Below are 18,986 nucleotides of genomic sequence, written 5' to 3'. Positions count from 1 at the left end.
CGACTTCCTACCCTATTCTCCTATAACCTTATCTTCACACCACCAGTTACTTCGAAATATCCAGAAAACCTTCTCCGAACACGTCCCGCACGTCATGAATGGTGATAAACGCTGCTGTGTCGATGGCTTTCACTATCTTTTTAAGCGCCGATACCTCTTGTTTACTAATGACGATATACAGCACTTCTTTTGGATTTTTAGTGTAATAACCGTGGCCTGACAGGACAGTAACTCCACGATCCATTTTCGTAATGACCATCTCGGCAATTTTATCTTGGTGCTCCGAAATAATCATGACCGCTTTTTTGGGGTTCAGTCCTTCGATCATAAAGTCCATCACCTTCGTACCAACGTACAAAATAACGATAGTTAGCATCAATTTCTCCGGGCCAATAATAAAATAGGAAGAGAATGCGACAATCAAATCAAAAAACAGCAGGCCATAACTGATATTCCAATCCAGATACTTGTTGGCAATCCGTGCTAAAATGACCGTACCCGCCGTAGTGCCGCCTACCCGTACGATTAGGCCTATGCCAACCCCCACCAAAACTCCGGCAAATACGGCATTAATCGTCGGCTCATGCGAATCAATCCGCCAGTTGACTGTTAAATGTAAAAACAGCGAGTTAAAAGCGACCGCAATGATAGTGTACAAGGTCGTTCTCTTGTCTAAAAATTTATATCCGACAATCAGCAGCAAGCCATTAATCACCAGATTAACGATCGAGGGAGACCACTGAAACAGGTAGTACAGGATGATTGTGACCCCTGTAACGCCCCCCTCGCCAAACTCATTCGGGATCACAAACAGATTAACAGCTAGCGCGAAAAAAAACGCACCCAGAATAATAAATGCGATGTCTGCAATACATTTTTTCATATATGCTCTAATCCTCTCTCTAACATTTCAAAGGATGAATCGCCAGATCGATTGGCTGACTCTTGTTGTCAAAATACGCTGACAACCAGTTCATGGTATCTACTACCAAACATAAAGTCAATACAACTTTGACACTTTAATTCGCCACCAGACTGCCTCAATCCTGACTTGAGGAGTCCGCAAAACCCTCCTTTTACAAGGTTATTCGACAAAAAAACACAATCCCGACTACTAAACTAAGAAAACGGGCCTCAAGCCCTTGTTTTAGACCTAGGCACATTTTCCCCTAAAACGACCATCCTCCTAATCGGCATTTTGAACACACATGACCATCTTCCTGTTTTATGTCAAAAGCGTTTTACTTTGAAAAAATGTGGGTATAATGATTGAAACATAACCAAGCAACCTACATAGCATTGCGACATCAAGTACATATAAATAGTCCTATACAGACGTCCTAAGCAACTCAATCTGAATTTGACAATATGGAATTGGAGGAATGATCTACATGAATACAATGAACTTAACCGTCCACACCCTGATGCCCTTTCACCACCAATACCAACGTGCCAACGCGGTGAGTATGCAGAAGAAAGAAGATAGCTCGGAGAAGAAGCTCAGCTTTCAGGACATTTTGAATGAAAAAATGGGTAAAAAATAAGGCGCCGTTTATCCGGTTGCATGACTCGCTTTACATAAGCCAAAAAGCCGTAGTTTCCTACATCGACTGTAGAGAACCACGGCTTTTTTTGATTCATGCGTTCCTAAACTCACACATTCGTTTTACTGACCGCCATCCCGATACTGCTCTGCCTTCTCACGCATCCCAGCGGCCACTGCTTCTTCGGTGTTCAGCCCCTTATCCGCTGCATAGGCGCGAATGTCCTGCGTGATGCGCATACTACAAAATTTGGGGCCGCACATCGAGCAAAAATGTGCTTCCTTGGCTCCCTCTGCTGGTAGCGTTTCATCATGGTAGGACAAGGCCCGCTCGGGATCAAGCGACAGATTGAACTGATCCCGCCAGCGGAACTCAAAGCGTGCCTTGGACAAAGCATCATCCCGCTGCTGCGCCCGTGGATGGCCCTTCGCCAGATCGGCAGCATGTGCCGCAATTTTGTAGGTAATGACACCCTCACGGACATCATCCTTATTCGGAAGACCCAAATGCTCCTTAGGCGTAACATAGCACAGCATGGACGTCCCGAACCAACCGATCATCGCCGCCCCGATGGCTGAGGTAATATGATCATATCCGGGGGCAATATCCGTCGTGAGCGGTCCCAAGGTATAGAAAGGAGCTTCCTTACAAATCTCCATTTGCAAATCCACATTCTCTTTGATTTTATGCATAGGGACATGTCCCGGCCCCTCAATCATGACCTGAACATCATGCTTCCATGCGATTTGCGTTAGCTCGCCCAACGTTTCCAGCTCTGCAAACTGTGCTTCATCATTCGCATCATAGATACTACCTGGACGTAGACCATCCCCGAGAGAAAAGGCCACATCATAGGCTTTCATAATTTCGCAGATTTCTTCAAAATGTGTATACAAAAAATTCTCCTGATGGTGCGCAAGGCACCAGGCTGCCATGATCGACCCGCCACGGGACACAATTCCCGTCATTCTATTCGCCGTCATCGGTATATACCGCAGCAATACACCCGCATGAATTGTAAAATAGTCCACTCCCTGCTCCGCCTGCTCGATCAGCGTATCGCGATACAACTCCCACGTCAGCGCTTCTGCTTCGCCGTTCACCTTTTCAAGTGCCTGATACAGCGGCACAGTTCCAATCGGTACAGGAGAATTCCGAATGATCCATTCACGTGTGGTATGGATATTACGGCCTGTGGATAGGTCCATAACTGTATCCGAGCCCCAACGCACAGCCCAGGTCATTTTCTCCACTTCCTCCTCAATCGAGGAGGTAACCGCAGAATTACCAATGTTCGCATTGATCTTCACGTGAAAATGACGCCCAATGACCATCGGCTCACTTTCCGGGTGATTGATATTCGAAGGCAAAATGGCTCGTCCAGCCGCCAATTCCTGCCGTACAAACTCAGGCTCCACCCCTTCGCGGATCGCCGCAAATTCCATTTCGGGCGTAATGATCCCTTGCCGTGCATAATGCATTTGCGTCACTGTACGACCTTGCGAAGCACGAAGCGGACGGTTGGTCACGCCGGGAAATTCAACTGTCTCCCGTTTGGAGCCAGGTTTCAGTCCATTATCCTCCGGTTTGACGGCGCGTCCCTCGTAAGCCTCCACATCGCCCCGTTCCAGTGCCCAAGCTCGCCGTAATGGAGGCAGGCCCTGACGGATATCGACCTGATAGGCTTCGTCAGTCATGGGACCGCTCGTATCGTACACACGCAATGGCTCATGATGCTCCGTGCCCTGCGGCGTATGTGTAGGATGAAGAGCAATTTCCCGCTCTGGGACGGCAATGTCCGGCCGCGAGCCTTGAATATATACCTTACGGCTCCCTGGAAAGGGCGTTACCCCACTGGCTTGCTCCCCGTTTGTCTTCTCTACCCCAACTTCCCTTGTTCCTGCCAACCTTACTTCTGCTGATTTAAATTCTGTTCCTTTTGTTCCTTCTACTTCTGTCGGCTTCATTGTCCATTCCTCCTGTTTCGATGAAATGACACACCGATCCGGAACCATTCCCAGGGTGGCGCTGATCTATGCAAAAAAGCCGGTTCCCGAGGGAACCGGCTAATCTAACGAGGCAGCTATCCAGACCGTGCACATGTGGAATAATCCTATTCCAATGCGTCACCGTAGACAGCAGCTGCGTATACATTTCAATGGCCGATTACTTCCCTACGCTGGTATGATCCAGATCAGGTGCAAAGGGTCCGGAATCTTACACGATTCCATCTCAGCCCGGCATTACAGGCTCCCCCAGTAACTGCGATACTTCTATTCACATGAGGCGGACATAACAGACATCCCGCCATCCTTATCAGACTACTTCAAATTTATGGCTTTGGCAACCCTTCTAGGTTCCATTTAGCAAGAAGACGCTCCTCACCAAATCACTTTGCTTGCTTCAACTGCATTCATTCTTGTTACGGAAGCATAAGCCCCATTTCCTTCGCCGCTTCGATCAAAATCGGAGCAAAGTCATGTAGCGTCTCGGGTGCAAGCCGACTGACCGGACCGGATACAGATAAAGCCGCAGTGACCTGTCCCTTCCGGTTCACAATTGGTGCTGCCACAGCAGCGGCCCCTGGCTCCCGTTCTTCATAGCTGGTCGCATAGCCCTTCTCGCGAATGTCCTGCAGCTGGGCTTTATAGACCTCCGCGTCTACCGAGGGCGGCCATTCATTCCCGCTTAGCAGGGCTTCCAGCTCCTGCGGCGGCATAAAGGCAGCCAGCACCTTACTGGAGGCTCCTACAGCCAGCGGCATACGCGCACCCACAGGCGCAACCCTGCGGATCGCCTGATTGCTCTGCACGGCTTGTATGCGAATACGCATGCTGCCGTCCCGTAAGTACAAGCTGACCGTTTCGCCCAGACGGTCACGCAGTCCTTCCATTGCAGGCTGTAACAACACCGCCGGCTCGTCACTTTGGGACAAATGTGTGGATAGCTCCCAAATGCGGAAGCCAAGTCGATATTTTTCCGTTTCGGCATTCCGAACGACAAAGCCCCGATCCTCCAACGTAGTCAGCAGCCGATGAACCGTGCTTTTATGTAGACCAATTTTGGAGGCAATCTCCGTTAGGCCAAGATCCGAATCTGCGGTAAAACACAGCAATATATCAAGTGCACGCTCTACAGCGCGAACGGTTAATTTACGGTCTTCCATTCGTGAACCGCTCCTCTTGTATCCATATTCGTTTCACACTATGAAACATGGTTACATAAATTATATAGAATAGTCGCGGCTACTGTAAACCGATGTTTTTGTGACAACCATATTACAGAACGAGAACAAACATCGACAATTCTTTGCATCATTTTTACTTTTCCGGTTCAGGCGTTGACTTTGGATAACCCCCATCATACGATAATAGGTATCTATACGGATATACACTATCATTTTCAAGTGGAATTATACCTAAATTCTATTGAAACGAAGATCAATTTTATATAAGGAGGCTCTTACATGATTTCTACATCCCAGCGCAACTCTCAGCTACAGACCGCTGTTCAGGAGCCGTCCACCCCACTCTTTAATCCCCGTCTGCTGCGGTTCAAGCACGTTGTGATTGCTCTGCTGCTGTCGGTCGTTTTTTTTCTGTTGTTTTGTTTTATTGCCTTGCATGCTTACATCGCATGGGTACTTACGAATCCTACCGTCGCGCCGCTGTACTCTAATCCGATGCAGGCCAAAAACATGCCTTATGAGGAAGTCAGCTTCCCTGCCAAGGATGGTAGCCGCATGGTACAAGGCTGGTATATCCCGGCGGATCAATCGCGGAAAACGATTATTTTCAGCCATGGTTATGGAGCTAACCGCGAAGAAAGCTGGATTCCCATGTATGATCTGGCGCATTATGCCCACAGTTTGAACTTTAATGTGGTCATGTTCGATTATGGATTCGCGTCACAAAACAGCAAATCAGTCGCAACCGGAGGCAAAGCGGAATCCCAGCAGCTTCTCGGAGCGATCCAGCTTGCGAAGCAACGCGGCTCGTCGGAGATTATCGTATGGGGCTTCTCCATGGGGGCAGGAACCGCTCTTCAGGCGGGCTTGCAAACCAAGGATGTGGACGCAATGATTTTGGACAGCACTTTCCTGTTGGAGCCGGATACGCTGTACCATAACATTCACAATCAAATTAACCTGCCAAGACATCCGTCTTTGGAAATTCTGGAGTTGCTGTTTCCAGTCTTGAACGGCACCAGCTTGCATCAGATTCCATATCAGGAGGTTAAAAAGGAAAACTATCCGTTCCCGATCATGTTTGTGCATGGTACACAGGATGAAAAGGCTCCTTATCCTATTGCGGAAAAGCTCGCTGCCAATCAAACCAACCCACTTTCTAGTGTATGGATTGTCAAAAACGGAATACATGAGCTTATTTTCAGAGAGCATCCCCGTGAATATCTACGGCGGGTATCGACGTTTCTAAGCAGTGTACAGGAGCTGGAGGACAAGAAAACGATCGCTGATGCCCACAAACAAACGACTACAAAGTAAAGAATTATTTTTCAAAAAAACTGTATTTAATTCTTCACCTTGAAGAAGCCTGCCTACGGACACTAACCCGTGCCGTAGCTGGGCTTCTTTTTCGTTTACCATGGTATTCTTGTTCTACGTAACAGATGTGACCAAATTAAGCGAGTTCATAGACATATTCCCGATAGGACAGCGAATATACTGGGTACGTATGCATCCAGGGCAGATCTGCCAGATCCGCCGGATAGCCATAGTGGGATACGGGAGGTATAAAACGATGCTGAGTACTTATGGGTCTTTCCTGCCCTTACGTGTGCTGGAGGAAATTCGGCATTGGAAGCAGCAGGAAAGTTGGCATGTGGAAGTGATTAAATCCGCTACCGAGGGACTGGAGCCTACTTATGTACGGCTGCTGGATGATTGGCGGACTGTATTCGAACAGACGGAACGCACCGCCATAGAGTTGCTTGAAGAGCAACGGAGCGCACTTGATCCGGCAGATCAGGCGTGGCATCAGGAATGGAAACAGCTGGCGGCTGCCCCACAAGCACATACACACGAATTCACTGAACCTCCAAAACAGTCAAGGGGATTAGACGCATCATCATCTGTAAAGATGCCATCGTCAGAGTCAGCATTAAACGCTCAGCCTGACTCACAAGAATTAAATCGTCGATTGGACGATTTGCTACAAACCGCAAACCGCCAGTCACAGGAGTATGTACGGCAGCTCGGTCTGCTGAGCGAGCACAGTCATGCATTGCGTCAGCAGCCAAAATCCGCTGGAGTTGTATTACACGCGGCACATGAAAGCCAATATTTCCTGATCTCGACAACCCCCTTTCAAGAACCTGGCTCCATCGCAAGGGCTGCTGGGTTGTATCATGTAGCGACAGAGGGTGAGAATTACCCAGAGGAAGCGTTTCGAGAACGTCAGGCAGGCATAAGGGGAGAAGGCACATGGACGACTAAAGGCGTCAAATCCAGCCAGGCTCAACCTTCGGCAACGGAAAAAACCTCAATCGGCCGGTCGGTTCCTATTGGAGGACATCGACTCCCACCGCTCCCTTACCCCTATAATGCGCTTGAACCGTATATTGATGAAAAAACGATGCGCATTCACCATGACAAGCATCATTTGAGCTATGTGAATGACCTGAATAAAGCGGAAAAGAAGCTGGAAGAAGCCCGAAAAACAGGTAATTTTGATCTCGTAAAACATTGGGAACGCGAACTGGCATTCAACGGCGCAGGCCATTATCTGCATACTCTTTTTTGGACGATCATGAGTCCTCAAGGCGGTGGAAACCCAAGCGGACCGCTGGCTGAACAGATTAAAAAAGATTTTGGCAGCTACGATGCATTCAAAAAACAATTCAGTTCGGCAGCCGAAAAGGTCGAGGGTGGCGGCTGGGCGATCCTGGTATGGAGTCCGCGCGCGGGACGGCTTGAAATTTTGCAGGCCGAAAAGCACCAGAATCTGACTCAATGGGAGTCCATTCCGCTGCTGGCGATAGATGTGTGGGAACACGCATATTACTTAAAGCATCAAAACGAGCGCAACAAATACATTGAGGATTGGTGGCATGTCGTTAACTGGCCTGAAGTGGAAGCACGCTACGATCAAGCCTCCAAGCTGAGATGGCAACCCTTCTAGAGGTTGTTCAAAAAGTCGTCTTTCCATAACGAAGCTATTCAAGAAGCGGATTCGACGTCGAATCTTGAATTCAGCCGGGCCTTCCGTTGCTCACGTAGATCTGTCTACGCTCCGCTACTCAGTCCCTAGCTTCATCCAACTTTCTCGGTCCTGAAAAGCCGACTTTTTGAACACGCACTAATAGGCTTCTAAGCTAAAGACAAACTACACCTGCAAATCGTATCGCTCTCTGAGCGCTGCCATTTGTTCGGTCCATCCTTCCGGTTGTACCAGCCAGCTATCGGCAGGTGAAATGGCTGTCTGGCTCTCGACGACACGGCGCAAAGATGCCGTGTACGCCTCAACAGACGGCACTCCAGCCAGCTCTGCCAGGCTACCCATCGTTGCTGGATTCACCCGGGGGTAATCCTGCTGCTGCACGCCTGTCGACGTATCTCCGGCTGCCTCTGTATAGAATTGCTGTACCGCCTGTGCACGCTCTGCACCGCTGCCCTCAATCATCACGAAGGCTGTGATGATATACGCCTTGGCTTGACGTCGCTGTGCAATGCCGCAAAACTTGCGGCCCCGGACGCTGACATCGTAATCCCCGGGACAGAAGGACCCGGGGATTTCTCCGGTCTGCGCCTCGCCAGACCACGGAACCAGCGCATCGGCAATTAGCCCTGCCATGAGCCGAAAATCTTCATGCAGGCTGATGGCCCGCTGTGGATTCGGCAGGATCAAGGACAGGTTCAGCACCCCCCTGTCCAGCATGACGGCTGCTCCACCTGAGGGGCGTACGCATACCGAAGTTCCCGCGTTGCGCACTCGCTCCATCGCTTGTGGGGCGTAAGAGAGCCTGCGGTCCCGGTGACCGATCACAAGCGCTGACGGATGCCGCCAAAGATGCAAAATGGGTGCAGCTCCTTTCCCTACTTGCCGACAGGCCAGCTCCTCCCAAGCCAGCGGAGACAAAACGTCCTCCTGAGTGTCCGCAAGTGGTGCTTCAAACCACTGCAACTCAGGCAAAGCTGTTGTTTTTTCTGTTGATCTATGTACATTCTCCATACGTTATCCCCTATCTATAAAAATAACTGTTATCCATAGGCTAATCGTAATTTTAAGGCGGCTATCCCGTCGTTTATATCTGATGTTAACAAAAAAAGGTGGCTACGCCTATGCGTAAACCACCCTTTTTTGTTCATCACATAAACGTCTTGCGATGTTCGATCAATCCTTAAGCAGCGACAGAAACTCTGCGCGCTGCGCTGCATCATCACGAAACGTACCGCGTACCGCAGACGTTACTGTTTTGCTACCAGGCTTTTTGACACCTCTTGCACACATGCACAGGTGCTCGCCTTCTACGACTACCATAACCCCGTGAGCGGAGACCGCTTCATTTAAAATATCAGCGATCTGTGAAGTAATACGCTCCTGTACCTGCAATCGGCGGGTCACTGCCTCTACCAGGCGTGCAAGCTTGCTCAATCCTACAATTTTGCCGCTGGGTACATAGCCGATATGCACTTTTCCGAAGAAAGGAGCCATATGGTGCTCACACTGGCTGTAATAGACGATGTCCTTCACGATCACAAGCTCCTCGTGATTCTCGTCAAATGTCACACCCAGCGCATCCCGGGGATCAACCTCATAACCCGCAAATATTTCCTCATACATGCGCGCAACGCGTGCCGGTGTTTCCAACAACCCTTCACGCTTGGGGTCCTCACCGATCAGTTGTAAAATCTGCTCCACATGGTACTCGATTTTATCCCGGTTATCCGCAGCTTTGCGGTTAATATAATCTTTTACGCCAGCCACAGTAATCCTCCTCTATGCAGCAACCTCATGCGGCATCCGTACTCACGTTGCTCATTATTTCCGACGGCCCTGATTTTTACGCGGACCAGGCTGATTTTTGGAGAACTGTTGGTTCTTCATCATCTGCTGGGCTTTTTGCATTTGTTTCCCATTCAGGTTGTAACCCATCTGTTTGGCCATTTTTTGCAGCGTTTCAGGGTCGTTTTGCATCTTTTCAAGCTGTTTACGAAGATAATAAGCACCGATGAAAAATCCCCCAACCAAACCAGCAATCAGGGTAATAATCGGAATGACAATATTCCACACCACGAAGTCGTCACCTCTGTATATTTATATGAAACATCTTGAATTACACACGAACCTATCATAGCAAAACATGGGACAGCTAGCAAATCACTTTTTGCAAACATATGTCCTTATTGTTTCTCCAAATCCAGCAACTTCGTCTTGACTGGCAAGCCTCCAGCATAACCGACCAAACTTCCGTTAGCACCCGATACTCGGTGACATGGAAACAGAATGGGTAACGGATTTTTGTTATTGGCTCCACCCACAGCACGTACTGCCTTGGCTCGTCCGATCGATTCCGCAATATCTTTGTAGGACACACTTTGTCCGTACGGAATATTTTGCAGTGCACGCCACACCTGCTCTTGAAAAGGAGTCCCTCTCAAATCATAAGCTATACTAAATTCCCGCCGTTCTCCGGCAAAATACTCACGCAGTTGGTCCGCAGCTTCGCGCAGCTTTTCCGGCTCCTGCACATAGACATATTCCCCAATCCATGTTCGGGCCCATTGCTGAAGCAGTGCTTCCTTCGCATGAAAAACGCCATAGTCTATTCGGCACAGCCCCCGATCCGTAGCGCACAGCGTTAACGTGCCCACAGGTGTCTCCATCTCATCATAATAAATGGTGGTTGGACTCTGTGAATCCCCGGCCGTTACTTCTGATTTTGATAATTCAGATGCCTTTAGCTCTTCTGCCTGCTCTTGTTCCTCTAGCTTGGAATGCGCCTGTGCGATCATTTCGCGTACTTGCTCATGTTGTTCCTTCTCTGATGCTTGCTTGATCGCTGTCATAGCGTTTTCCCCTCCTATTCGACTCAAAGCCCACGCCGCCGTGCCTCGCAGCTCGGGACGCGGATCATCCAATAAAACCTCCGTCAATTTGGGCACCGCGCTAACATCCTTGAAATTGCCAAGACCAATGACTGCATTGCGTTGAATCGGCTTCTTCCCCCGCCAGGCCGCCGCACTTTGACCAAATCGGTCTTTAAATTCGCGATTGCTCAAATCCAATAACGGCAGCAGCAACGGCTTCACAATTTCAGGATCGGGTGTAAGCTCGGGATGATGATCCCAGTTAAGGCCTCGATTTTTGGGACATACGATTTGGCACGTATCACATCCATACAGCCGATTCCCTATTTTCAGCATAAACTCCTCGTCCAAAAAGCCCTTGGTTTGCGTCAAAAAGGACACACACCGCTGGGCATTCAGCTGTCCAGGACCTACAAGCGCGCCCGTAGGACAGGCATCCAAACATTTGGTGCACTCTCCGCAACCATCCGTAACCGGTTCATCTGGCTGGAAAGGAATGTTCGTCAACAGCTCCCCCAGATAAATCCATGATCCCAGTGTCGGTGAAATCATCATCGTATTTTTGCCGCTAAAACCAATCCCTGCGCGTTCCGCAACGGCTCGATCCGACAGTTCTCCGGTATCCACCATGTTTTTCATAATGGCATCAGGCACCCGCTCGCTTATAAAAGCCTCAAGCTTTTCCATCGCTTCGCGTAGTACCAGATGATAATCTTTCCCCCAGGCTGAACGCGCCAAAATACCACGGTACTTCCCCTTGTCCGACTTCGGCGGGTCCTTCATTTTGGAAGGATACGCCACTGCAATAGCAATCAGAGATGCAGGCTGTGAGCCATACAGCTCCGGGTAGATCCGCTTATCAATATCTGGCTCCTCAAAGCCGGATTCATAGCCTTTCGCACGATGCTCTTCCAATATAGCTTTCAGAGACAGAAAGGGGTCGGCGGATGCGAACCCGATGGAGTCGATACCCAGCCCTGGAGCCGCCTCAATAATTTCCTGCTTGAGCGAAGCCCAAGTCGAAGCGGTTCCGGCAGCCGCCTGAGTCAATCCGCGTTGCATCCGATACTCACCTCTCTTCCACTTTTTATCATTACAGATATGAGAATTTGCAAAATTCTCATATCTCAAATTTCAACAGAAAATAGCAGCAGATGCTACCGTAAATTTTTAACAGCACTGGTCGCTAGAAAATCACAACGATTATTCAGTTCGTTGTCACTGTGCCCCTTAACCTTCACATATTCAACCTCATGCTTACCCATCAGTTCCCACAGCTCTTCCCATAATTCCTTATTCTCCACTGGCTGATTTTTACTGTTGCGCCAGCCATTACGAAGCCAGTTCTTAATCCAGCCCTGTTTGAAGCAATTGACGACATAGGCAGAGTCACTGTGTACTTTCACATGGCAAGGCTCCTTGAGCAGCTTCAGTGCTTCAATCACGGACTTAATCTCCATACGGTTGTTTGTCGTCATTTTCTCGGCACCTGACAGCTCCTTACGATGCTCCCCATACAGCAGAACGATCCCCCAGCCCCCAGGACCCGGATTTCCCGAACAAGCACCGTCGGTATATACCATCACTTCTTTCATCTTCCTCTTCCTTTCCTTGATTTCAGACTTTAGTTGCTCTATAGCCACTTCCACTCAGATATCGGCCAAAATATAAATTCTGCACGTCCCAGTAAATCTTGAGATTTAATGCTGCCAAAATAGCGGCTATCCTTGCTTGCTGCAGTATGGCGATTATCTCCCATGACAAAAAAGTGCCCCGGCTCCACCGTAAAAGGACCATAATCACCATCCTCCACGTCAGAGTTGGTGTAAGGTTCATTTAGCAGTTCACCGTTCACATACAAATGATTATGTTCAACTCGGATTACATCTCCGGGAATACCTATGACTCTTTTCACTAAAAATCTTGGGCTCGACAGCTTGGAATCGGGATCTTTTAAAATCACAATGTCCCCCCTGCCCGGATCATGAAAATTATAAACCAGCTTGTTAACGAACAAATGCTGGCTTTCCATTAGCGTCGGCTGCATCGAATGTCCTCTGACCGTGGACAAGTTAAATACAAACAGGTTCAGAAGCAGCAAGACGACCATAGCGATCAGAAGAGTGACTAACCAATCGCGTATGTAACCAGAGCGACCTGCTTGTTTGGACGTTTCCGGCGAGGGAGGCGGGCCTGACGAAGGAGCCAAAGCGTCCATAATTAAACCTCCTCAACCCTGTTATAAATAGAAAAGCATATCCCGTACCCGATTGCAACGGTTACTCAGATATGCTCTAAATGTAAATATTATACTTAATGTTATTCAATTCTCTTTATTTCGATTCCCAATTAATGAGGCGCCAAAATACTCAGCTTCTGAAAAGCCTGTAAAATCTGGCTTGCTCCATAGCCCATCGCTTCGTACAAAGGCATGGCCACACTGTTATGCTTGTCCCCTGCTACCCAAATACGGCTAACCTTACGTTGCTGAAAACGCTGCTCCATGGACTCCACAAGCGATTTGCCGATTCCCATCCGACGACGATCCGGGTGAATAGCGATACGATAGTAACAACCATCATTCTGATCGATCGTGCCGATCAAAGCACCCACGATCTCTCCCTCTTCTTCTGCAACGATAATCAAACCGGAATCCCACGAAAGCTGACGGGCAAATGCTTTCACCGTCTCTTTGTAGCACTCCTCTGACAAGGCAATTTGCATGAGTTCCGTTACTGAGTTCACATCACTTAATTGAAAGGAACGAACGTGCATAAGTAATATCTCCCTTTTCGTAAGCATAATAAAAAAATTGAGACAGCACCGTCATTTTTACATAAATCCTTAAATTTCTTATCATGGTGTTAATCACAAGGCATTATGATAAAAATGCATACGATCTGCTATATATGAAATGAAGAACAGGAAAAGGGTGTATGCCCTCAAGTTCGTCATGTCATAGACATGACAGATTATAGCAGACGACAAAAAAGCCGAAATTTCTGCTTCCTTGACCATTAAACCATACTTTTTGACGGAATACATCCCTTTTTCTCATGTAAGCGCTGTATATAAAACGTTTACATTTTAATGTTCACAATTTACCTCTTATTACCTATGTATTGTGTATTCCAAGCGGGTTTTTGGACATGCTATCTACCAGGCCGTATTGCCCAGTTTGCTATTTTACAAACAAAAATGTTGATTAAATAGGCTGAATGCGGTTTAATATAACTGTCGAGGGTATTATTACATAGGAACACTTACCCAACCATATAACCAGGAGGGATTTTACTATGGCATTTCAATTACCAGAACTTCCTTACGCAAAAGACGCATTGGAACCGCACATTGATGCACAGACAATGGAAATTCACCATGATCGTCACCATAACACATATGTTACAAACTTGAACGCAGCTCTGGAGAGCGCTCCCGAACTGCAAAGCAAAAGCCTGGAGGATCTGATCTCTAATCTGGACAGCGTTCCAGAAAGCATCCGCACTGCGGTTCGCAATAACGGTGGTGGACATCACAACCACAGCCTGTTCTGGGAAGTTATCGGTCCTAACGGTGGCGGACAGCCAACAGGTGCAATTGCTGAAGCAATCAACAATGAACTGGGCGGCTATGACAAATTTAAAGAAGACTTCACTAAAGCAGCTACAACTCGTTTTGGTAGCGGCTGGGCTTGGTTGGTTGTCGGCAAAGACGGCAAACTGGCGATCACTAGCACTCCAAACCAAGATAGCCCGCTGTTTGAAGGTCTGACTCCGGTACTTGGACTGGACGTTTGGGAGCATGCTTACTACCTGAAATATCAAAACAAACGCCCAGACTACATTTCAGCTTTCTACAATGTAATCAACTGGGATGAAGTCAACAAACGTTACGCGGCTGCAAAGAAATAAGCCAGTAGCAACATTCTTATCCTATAATAAAGGGCTGTCTCAAAAGTAGATTTTCTACGAATGAGACAGCCCTTTTGGCATTCCATGGTAAACTGGTGGAGATGATTCTCAAATATGGCTCTGGAGGTTGATGGATGCAGACTTTTTTTCGTTACAACTGGATGATTCGGGAACAATGGTACCGCTGGTGTGAAGAGGTGTCGCAGGAGGAATTACTGAAACAACGCGTCGGCGGAGTCGGCGGCATTCTAAAGACACTCTTTCATATCGTTGATGTGGAGTGGAGCTGGATTCAAACGATTCAGGGCAAACCCGACTTTCAGGAGGACTTCTCTCTGTATGATACGCTCGACAAGGTCCGTGAGCTGGATGCGAAGTTTCGACTCAATGTCGAGCCGTTCGTGCTCGCCTGGCATGATGGTCTGGAACGGAAAAGGTTTGAAGTTCACCTCCCGGACGGCAGAATTGTAATGGATGCCTGGGGCGAGGTGATGCGCCATGTCATTGCCCACCAAATCCACCATATTGGGCAGTTGTCCATATGGTCTCGGGAGCTCGGCAAGCCTCCGGTTTCGGCCAATGTAATCGGCAAAGGGCTGATTGAAAGCGATGGTGGCATCGATTAGCTTTAACGAATGTACATGCATACCTATGTAAACTTAGGGCCATCCTCGGTCGTTTATAACGACGGAGGACGGCCCTTTTAATTTTTCATCTATGCTCTCTTGTCCATTCCACAAATATTCTCTTCCTTTAACCGTTTTCATAAAAGCTTAATTTTTTCAACCTGCTAATGTTCCTTTGGTTCAGGCTCGTGACCTCTTGCTCTTGATAGCACCGTAAGCCAAGGTAAATAATGCTCCACATAACAGGGCAATAAGATGAGCGACAAGATAATTGATATGACCGTGATTATCTGACGCTGCAATTGCAAAGCCCGGAAGAGCCGTGGTTCCGAATCCTATGGCTGTCAGTTTACTTAAATATACATATGCTCCCGCAACCATTCCTCCGAGGCATCCAGCAACTAAGGGGAACTTATACTTTAAAGTGACCCCAAAGATCGCTGGTTCCGAGATTCCAAAAAGTACAGACCCGAATGCAGAGTAACCCAATTCTTTAACTTTAGTGTCTTTGCGATTCAAAAGAATATACCCCAAAACGGCGCCCCCTTGAGCCATCAAAGCTACTGATGCCAATGGGTTGATAAAATTTCTGCCTGTATCGGTTAACAGCTGCGCTTCTACCGCACCCATAACATGATGTAAGCCTGTAATAACAATGATCTGCTGAATGCCTGCAAAAAACATAAAACCGAATATTCCAAGATTTTGCGTCATCCAAAGCAGCGAAACGGTGACCAGACTGGCCAACTCTCGCCCAAGAGGGCCGATAATCGTGAACAATAGCAGGGAAGAAACAAAGACCGTCAGCAAAGGAGCCAAAAATAGTTTAATCATGTCTGGAACCTTTTTGTTAAAAAACTGATCCAACTTGGCTACCACATATCCCATCATTAGAGCAATAATAATACCACCCTGAAATCCAACCAACTGTACGGGAAGGCCAAAAAGACTGATCGATTCCGGATTTTGACTCCCTTTAGCTACCTCAAAGGCATCCGCCAGGGCCGGATGAAGCATAATCGCACCCAGCACAAGCCCCAGAATAGGACGACCACCATATCTCTTGGTTGCAGAATAAACAACAAGCAGCGGCAGGATGGTGAAAATACCCGTGGAAACGATTTGAACAAAGCGATTAATCCCTTGAAAAATTGGATACATCTCCACAATCGATTTAGGACCAAATAACCCCTTCTGACCTAACAGCCCGGTTATCCCCATTAACAATGCGGCGGCGAGAATTCCCGGCATGATCTCAATGAAGACATCTGACAGCGATTTAATGGCTTTTTGAAAAGGATTTTGCTTTTGTGCGGACTTTGATTTGACATCACTTAATGACATATCTTCTGTTCCGGTCAGTTTGGAGAACACGGCATAGATATTATTGACCAACCCTGCTCCAAAAATGATCTGCAGTTGATCCCCCGCTATGAAAACACCTTTAACCAGATCAATATCTTCAATCTTCTTTAATTCCGCTTTTTCATTGTCCTCAAGTACAATTCTTAATCTTGTGGCACAATGGGCCACACCGATAATGTTCTCTTCACCACCGATATATTTTAAAATTTCTTGAGAAATGTGCTTATACCGCTTTTCTTTCGCTTCCATCTAGTAAACCCTCCTCTAGCTGAATCAGATCTCTTCTTTAACAAATCTCCAGAACATGCCTAAAAAGTCCTGCTTCACCCTGGCAAGCGTTATGCCAACATGCATTAACTCATCACCGCCGAACAGCTCACCGGTTTCTACATTTCTATAAACGTAGTCTGGATTCAGACCTTTGAATTTTAACGTTTTAATCGCGGCAGCGGGTTGGGATAAAACCTTGAAATAGCTGGCCGCCATTTCCGTTTGATCCTCTGACACAAAACTCCATGCGGCTTCATTTTCATCAAACGGATTAATCATTCTGTAAAAATTCCCAAACTGAATGAGCGATCTCATTTCTTTATATAGAGCTATCTGTTTTTTCACCACTTCTTTTTCTTCAACGGTTAATGTCGTCAAATCCAGCTCATATCCTAAATTCCCGGCCATGGCGACATAACCTCTTGTCTCCAAGGGAGTTATTCTACCCACTTGATGGTTGGGTACTGTGGAAACGTGTGCCCCCATGGTAATTGGCGGGTAGACAAGACTTGTTCCCCATTGAATTTTCAGTCGGCAAATGGCATCCGTATTATCGCTCGTCCAGGTCTGAGGCATGTAATAGAGCATGCCGGCATCAAAACGGCCTCCTCCACTAGAACAGCTCTCGAATAAGACATTGGGGAACTTTGATGTAAGCTCTTCCATAATATTATAGAGTCCCAGGATATAACGATGCGCAGTCTCCCTTTGTCTCTCAGGTGGCAAGGCTGCCGAACCCACATCCGTCATGTGACGATTCATGTCCCATTTTACATAAGTAATTGGAACATCCGATAAAATATCGGAAACCGATTTAATAACGTATTCACACACTTCCTTCCTCGATAAATCCAACATAAGCTGATTTCTTCCCAACGTATACGGACGATCAGGGACATGGATACACCAATCGGGATGCTTTCTGTATAAGTCGCTGTCTATGGATACCATTTCAGGTTCAAACCACAAACCAAACTCCATACCCAGATTTCGAATGCGGTTTGCAAGATCCGGCAATCCATCTGGAAGTTTGCGACGATCCACCACCCAATCGCCTAATGAAGTATTGTCATCATCTCGTTTTCCAAACCACCCATCATCCAATACAAACAGCTCCACTCCCACACTTTGAGCTTCCTTCGCCAACTGCTCAATCTTGTTGGCATCAAAGTTAAAGTAGGTAGCTTCCCAGTTATTAATCAGGATCGGCCGCTCCTTGTCACGAAAAGGCCCACGGCATAATCTGTTCCTGTATAAATCATGATAAATTCTCGACATACCGCCCAAGCCATTTTCGGTGTATACCATGACCACTTCTGGCGTTTGGAACGATTCCTCTGGTTCAAGCAGCCATGTAAAATCAAAAGGATTAATCCCCATCGTGATTCTTGTGTTCCGATAGGAATCTACCTGAGTCTGGGCCGTAAAGTTCCCGCTATACACCAGATTAAAGGCGTACACTTCACCCTGTTCTTCATCTGTCCCTTTTCTTACAAGTGCCATAAAGGGTGCCTGTTGAGGGCTGCTAGCGCCACGGCAGCTGTCTACCATTTGAATTCCGGGTAAAATTTTTCTCCTTGCTATATTTTTTTCATTGTTATGCGCACCGTACAAGGTAATGAGTTCATATTCATCATCTCGAAAATCCACACTGGCACTTAACGCTCTAAGCAGTTTTAGCTGTTGCCGACCTTCATTCTCGAAACGGACTGAACGGGTAATGACATCCCGCTTTTGATATAGGCTATAGGATAGTACAACCTTTACATCAATTAATGGGTCTTCAAGGACGATTTCCAGTGTTGCTACTTCGCCATCATCCTCTGCATACGTAGAAGGAAGCCCTTTCAATTTTGGTTTGCCTTGGAAAACCCGATGTTCTTTATACCGGAAATCGGTCACGGTAGAACCATTCTCCAATTGAATCTGATACGCAGGAATCCTGAAATCACTATTCCCAAATGACGGATATTCTTGTGGGATGGTATCCAGTGAAAAGGCTCGATCCTCGCCATCGGGATTGGGCGAAAATCCTCTATCCATAAAGATGATTTTATTGCTCCCCCGATAGTTCTGAATTTTCTTTCCCCAATACAAATGGGATAAATAACCACCTCGTATAACCTGCATGACATAACTTGTATTGCTACCTTGTAAATGGAATAGAAGCTTCTCTTTATCGATGTATATAGCCATAGCAACCCCCTTATAGCGCTAATAG

The 18,986-nt window shown here is 47.3% G+C and carries 17 protein-coding genes and 1 riboswitch; of the genes, 5 read left to right on the top strand and 12 right to left on the bottom strand.

Going from position 1 to position 18,986, the window contains the following annotated elements:
• Positions 1 to 46 precede the first annotated feature (46 nt).
• A complete protein-coding gene (locus NSS94_RS04135) occupies positions 47 to 883 on the bottom strand; it encodes a YitT family protein (RefSeq protein WP_029515776.1) in 837 nt (278 codons plus the stop codon).
• A 508-nt stretch (positions 884 to 1,391) separates the two neighbouring features.
• Here NSS94_RS04135 and NSS94_RS04130 point away from each other — a divergent pair.
• On the top strand, positions 1,392 to 1,544 hold the full coding sequence (locus NSS94_RS04130) for a hypothetical protein (protein ID WP_010348453.1): 153 nt from the start codon (positions 1,392 to 1,394) through the stop codon (positions 1,542 to 1,544).
• Positions 1,545 to 1,666: 122 nt separating this feature from the next.
• Here NSS94_RS04130 and thiC read toward each other — a convergent pair whose 3' ends face one another.
• Both thiC and NSS94_RS04120 read right to left on the bottom strand, forming a co-directional pair.
• Positions 1,667 to 3,511, bottom strand: a complete 1,845-nt coding sequence (gene thiC / locus NSS94_RS04125) for a phosphomethylpyrimidine synthase ThiC (protein WP_069011280.1) — start codon at positions 3,509 to 3,511, stop codon at positions 1,667 to 1,669.
• 187 nt (positions 3,512 to 3,698) lie between these two features.
• Positions 3,699 to 3,811: riboswitch (TPP riboswitch) on the bottom strand.
• Between the two features lie 155 nt (positions 3,812 to 3,966).
• Positions 3,967 to 4,710, bottom strand: a complete 744-nt coding sequence (locus NSS94_RS04120; protein WP_039270658.1) for an IclR family transcriptional regulator — start codon at positions 4,708 to 4,710, stop codon at positions 3,967 to 3,969.
• A 300-nt stretch (positions 4,711 to 5,010) separates the two neighbouring features.
• Between NSS94_RS04120 and NSS94_RS04115 the strand changes: the two genes are divergently transcribed.
• Together NSS94_RS04115 and NSS94_RS04110 are read left to right on the top strand one after the other, a co-directional pair.
• Entirely contained in the window at positions 5,011 to 6,048 is a 1,038-nt protein-coding gene (locus NSS94_RS04115) for an alpha/beta hydrolase (RefSeq protein WP_029515779.1), read from the top strand.
• A gap of 256 nt (positions 6,049 to 6,304) precedes the next feature.
• Positions 6,305 to 7,684, top strand: coding sequence for a Fe-Mn family superoxide dismutase (locus NSS94_RS04110; RefSeq protein WP_341038727.1), 1,380 nt, complete (start codon positions 6,305 to 6,307; stop codon positions 7,682 to 7,684).
• A gap of 204 nt (positions 7,685 to 7,888) precedes the next feature.
• Here NSS94_RS04110 and NSS94_RS04105 read toward each other — a convergent pair whose 3' ends face one another.
• The 7 genes from NSS94_RS04105 to NSS94_RS04075 form a co-directional block, all read right to left on the bottom strand.
• Complete coding sequence (locus NSS94_RS04105; RefSeq protein ID WP_341038725.1) at positions 7,889 to 8,734, bottom strand: lipoate--protein ligase family protein; 846 nt, start codon at positions 8,732 to 8,734, stop codon at positions 7,889 to 7,891.
• Between the two features lie 162 nt (positions 8,735 to 8,896).
• On the bottom strand, positions 8,897 to 9,490 hold the full coding sequence (folE, locus tag NSS94_RS04100; protein ID WP_013308743.1) for a GTP cyclohydrolase I FolE: 594 nt from the start codon (positions 9,488 to 9,490) through the stop codon (positions 8,897 to 8,899).
• 54 nt (positions 9,491 to 9,544) lie between these two features.
• Entirely contained in the window at positions 9,545 to 9,799 is a 255-nt protein-coding gene (locus tag NSS94_RS04095; RefSeq protein ID WP_013308742.1) for a YneF family protein, read from the bottom strand.
• 107 nt (positions 9,800 to 9,906) lie between these two features.
• Complete coding sequence (gene queG, locus NSS94_RS04090) at positions 9,907 to 11,655, bottom strand: tRNA epoxyqueuosine(34) reductase QueG (RefSeq protein WP_069011278.1); 1,749 nt, start codon at positions 11,653 to 11,655, stop codon at positions 9,907 to 9,909.
• A 95-nt stretch (positions 11,656 to 11,750) separates the two neighbouring features.
• Positions 11,751 to 12,188, bottom strand: coding sequence for a ribonuclease HI (rnhA, locus tag NSS94_RS04085; protein ID WP_023986996.1), 438 nt, complete (start codon positions 12,186 to 12,188; stop codon positions 11,751 to 11,753).
• A 38-nt stretch (positions 12,189 to 12,226) separates the two neighbouring features.
• Complete coding sequence (lepB, locus tag NSS94_RS04080) at positions 12,227 to 12,811, bottom strand: signal peptidase I (protein WP_029515784.1); 585 nt, start codon at positions 12,809 to 12,811, stop codon at positions 12,227 to 12,229.
• A gap of 131 nt (positions 12,812 to 12,942) precedes the next feature.
• Positions 12,943 to 13,368 carry a GNAT family N-acetyltransferase gene (locus tag NSS94_RS04075; RefSeq protein WP_029515785.1) on the bottom strand — a complete coding sequence of 142 codons (426 nt, stop codon included), beginning with the start codon at positions 13,366 to 13,368 and terminating at the stop codon, positions 12,943 to 12,945.
• 521 nt (positions 13,369 to 13,889) lie between these two features.
• On the opposite strand from NSS94_RS04075, the gene NSS94_RS04070 reads away from it, so the two are divergent.
• Positions 13,890 to 14,504 (top strand): superoxide dismutase, encoded by a 615-nt coding sequence (locus NSS94_RS04070; RefSeq protein WP_029515786.1) that lies wholly within the window; start codon positions 13,890 to 13,892, stop codon positions 14,502 to 14,504.
• 134 nt (positions 14,505 to 14,638) lie between these two features.
• Positions 14,639 to 15,130 carry a DinB family protein gene (locus tag NSS94_RS04065; RefSeq protein WP_341038722.1) on the top strand — a complete coding sequence of 164 codons (492 nt, stop codon included), beginning with the start codon at positions 14,639 to 14,641 and terminating at the stop codon, positions 15,128 to 15,130.
• A gap of 180 nt (positions 15,131 to 15,310) precedes the next feature.
• Here the strand turns inward: NSS94_RS04065 and NSS94_RS04060 are convergent, their stop codons facing one another.
• Positions 15,311 to 16,744 carry a PTS transporter subunit EIIC gene (locus tag NSS94_RS04060; RefSeq protein WP_341038720.1) on the bottom strand — a complete coding sequence of 478 codons (1,434 nt, stop codon included), beginning with the start codon at positions 16,742 to 16,744 and terminating at the stop codon, positions 15,311 to 15,313.
• A gap of 24 nt (positions 16,745 to 16,768) precedes the next feature.
• On the bottom strand, positions 16,769 to 18,961 hold the full coding sequence (locus NSS94_RS04055) for an alpha-galactosidase (protein ID WP_341038719.1): 2,193 nt from the start codon (positions 18,959 to 18,961) through the stop codon (positions 16,769 to 16,771).
• Positions 18,962 to 18,986: the final 25 nt, after the last annotated feature.

Source organism: Paenibacillus sp. FSL L8-0644 (assembly GCF_038008165.1).
GTDB lineage: Bacteria > Bacillota > Bacilli > Paenibacillales > Paenibacillaceae > Paenibacillus > Paenibacillus polymyxa_D.
This window is presented reverse-complemented; position numbering and strand designations above follow the sequence as displayed.

Excerpts from the sequence above, each read along its gene's own strand:
- NSS94_RS04135 (WP_029515776.1), bottom strand. The coding sequence starts at position 883 with ATGAAAAAATGTATTGCAGACATCGCATTTATTATTCTGGGTGCGTTT.
- NSS94_RS04130 (WP_010348453.1), top strand. The coding sequence starts at position 1,392 with ATGAATACAATGAACTTAACCGTCCACACCCTGATGCCCTTTCACCAC.
- thiC (WP_069011280.1), bottom strand. The coding sequence starts at position 3,511 with ATGAAGCCGACAGAAGTAGAAGGAACAAAAGGAACAGAATTTAAATCA.
- NSS94_RS04120 (WP_039270658.1), bottom strand. The coding sequence starts at position 4,710 with ATGGAAGACCGTAAATTAACCGTTCGCGCTGTAGAGCGTGCACTTGAT.
- NSS94_RS04115 (WP_029515779.1), top strand. The coding sequence starts at position 5,011 with ATGATTTCTACATCCCAGCGCAACTCTCAGCTACAGACCGCTGTTCAG.
- NSS94_RS04110 (WP_341038727.1), top strand. The coding sequence starts at position 6,305 with ATGCTGAGTACTTATGGGTCTTTCCTGCCCTTACGTGTGCTGGAGGAA.
- NSS94_RS04105 (WP_341038725.1), bottom strand. The coding sequence starts at position 8,734 with ATGGAGAATGTACATAGATCAACAGAAAAAACAACAGCTTTGCCTGAG.
- queG (WP_069011278.1), bottom strand. The coding sequence starts at position 11,655 with ATGCAACGCGGATTGACTCAGGCGGCTGCCGGAACCGCTTCGACTTGG.
- rnhA (WP_023986996.1), bottom strand. The coding sequence starts at position 12,188 with ATGAAAGAAGTGATGGTATATACCGACGGTGCTTGTTCGGGAAATCCG.
- lepB (WP_029515784.1), bottom strand. The coding sequence starts at position 12,811 with ATGGACGCTTTGGCTCCTTCGTCAGGCCCGCCTCCCTCGCCGGAAACG.
- NSS94_RS04075 (WP_029515785.1), bottom strand. The coding sequence starts at position 13,368 with ATGCACGTTCGTTCCTTTCAATTAAGTGATGTGAACTCAGTAACGGAA.
- NSS94_RS04070 (WP_029515786.1), top strand. The coding sequence starts at position 13,890 with ATGGCATTTCAATTACCAGAACTTCCTTACGCAAAAGACGCATTGGAA.
- NSS94_RS04065 (WP_341038722.1), top strand. The coding sequence starts at position 14,639 with ATGCAGACTTTTTTTCGTTACAACTGGATGATTCGGGAACAATGGTAC.
- NSS94_RS04060 (WP_341038720.1), bottom strand. The coding sequence starts at position 16,744 with ATGGAAGCGAAAGAAAAGCGGTATAAGCACATTTCTCAAGAAATTTTA.
- NSS94_RS04055 (WP_341038719.1), bottom strand. The coding sequence starts at position 18,961 with ATGGCTATATACATCGATAAAGAGAAGCTTCTATTCCATTTACAAGGT.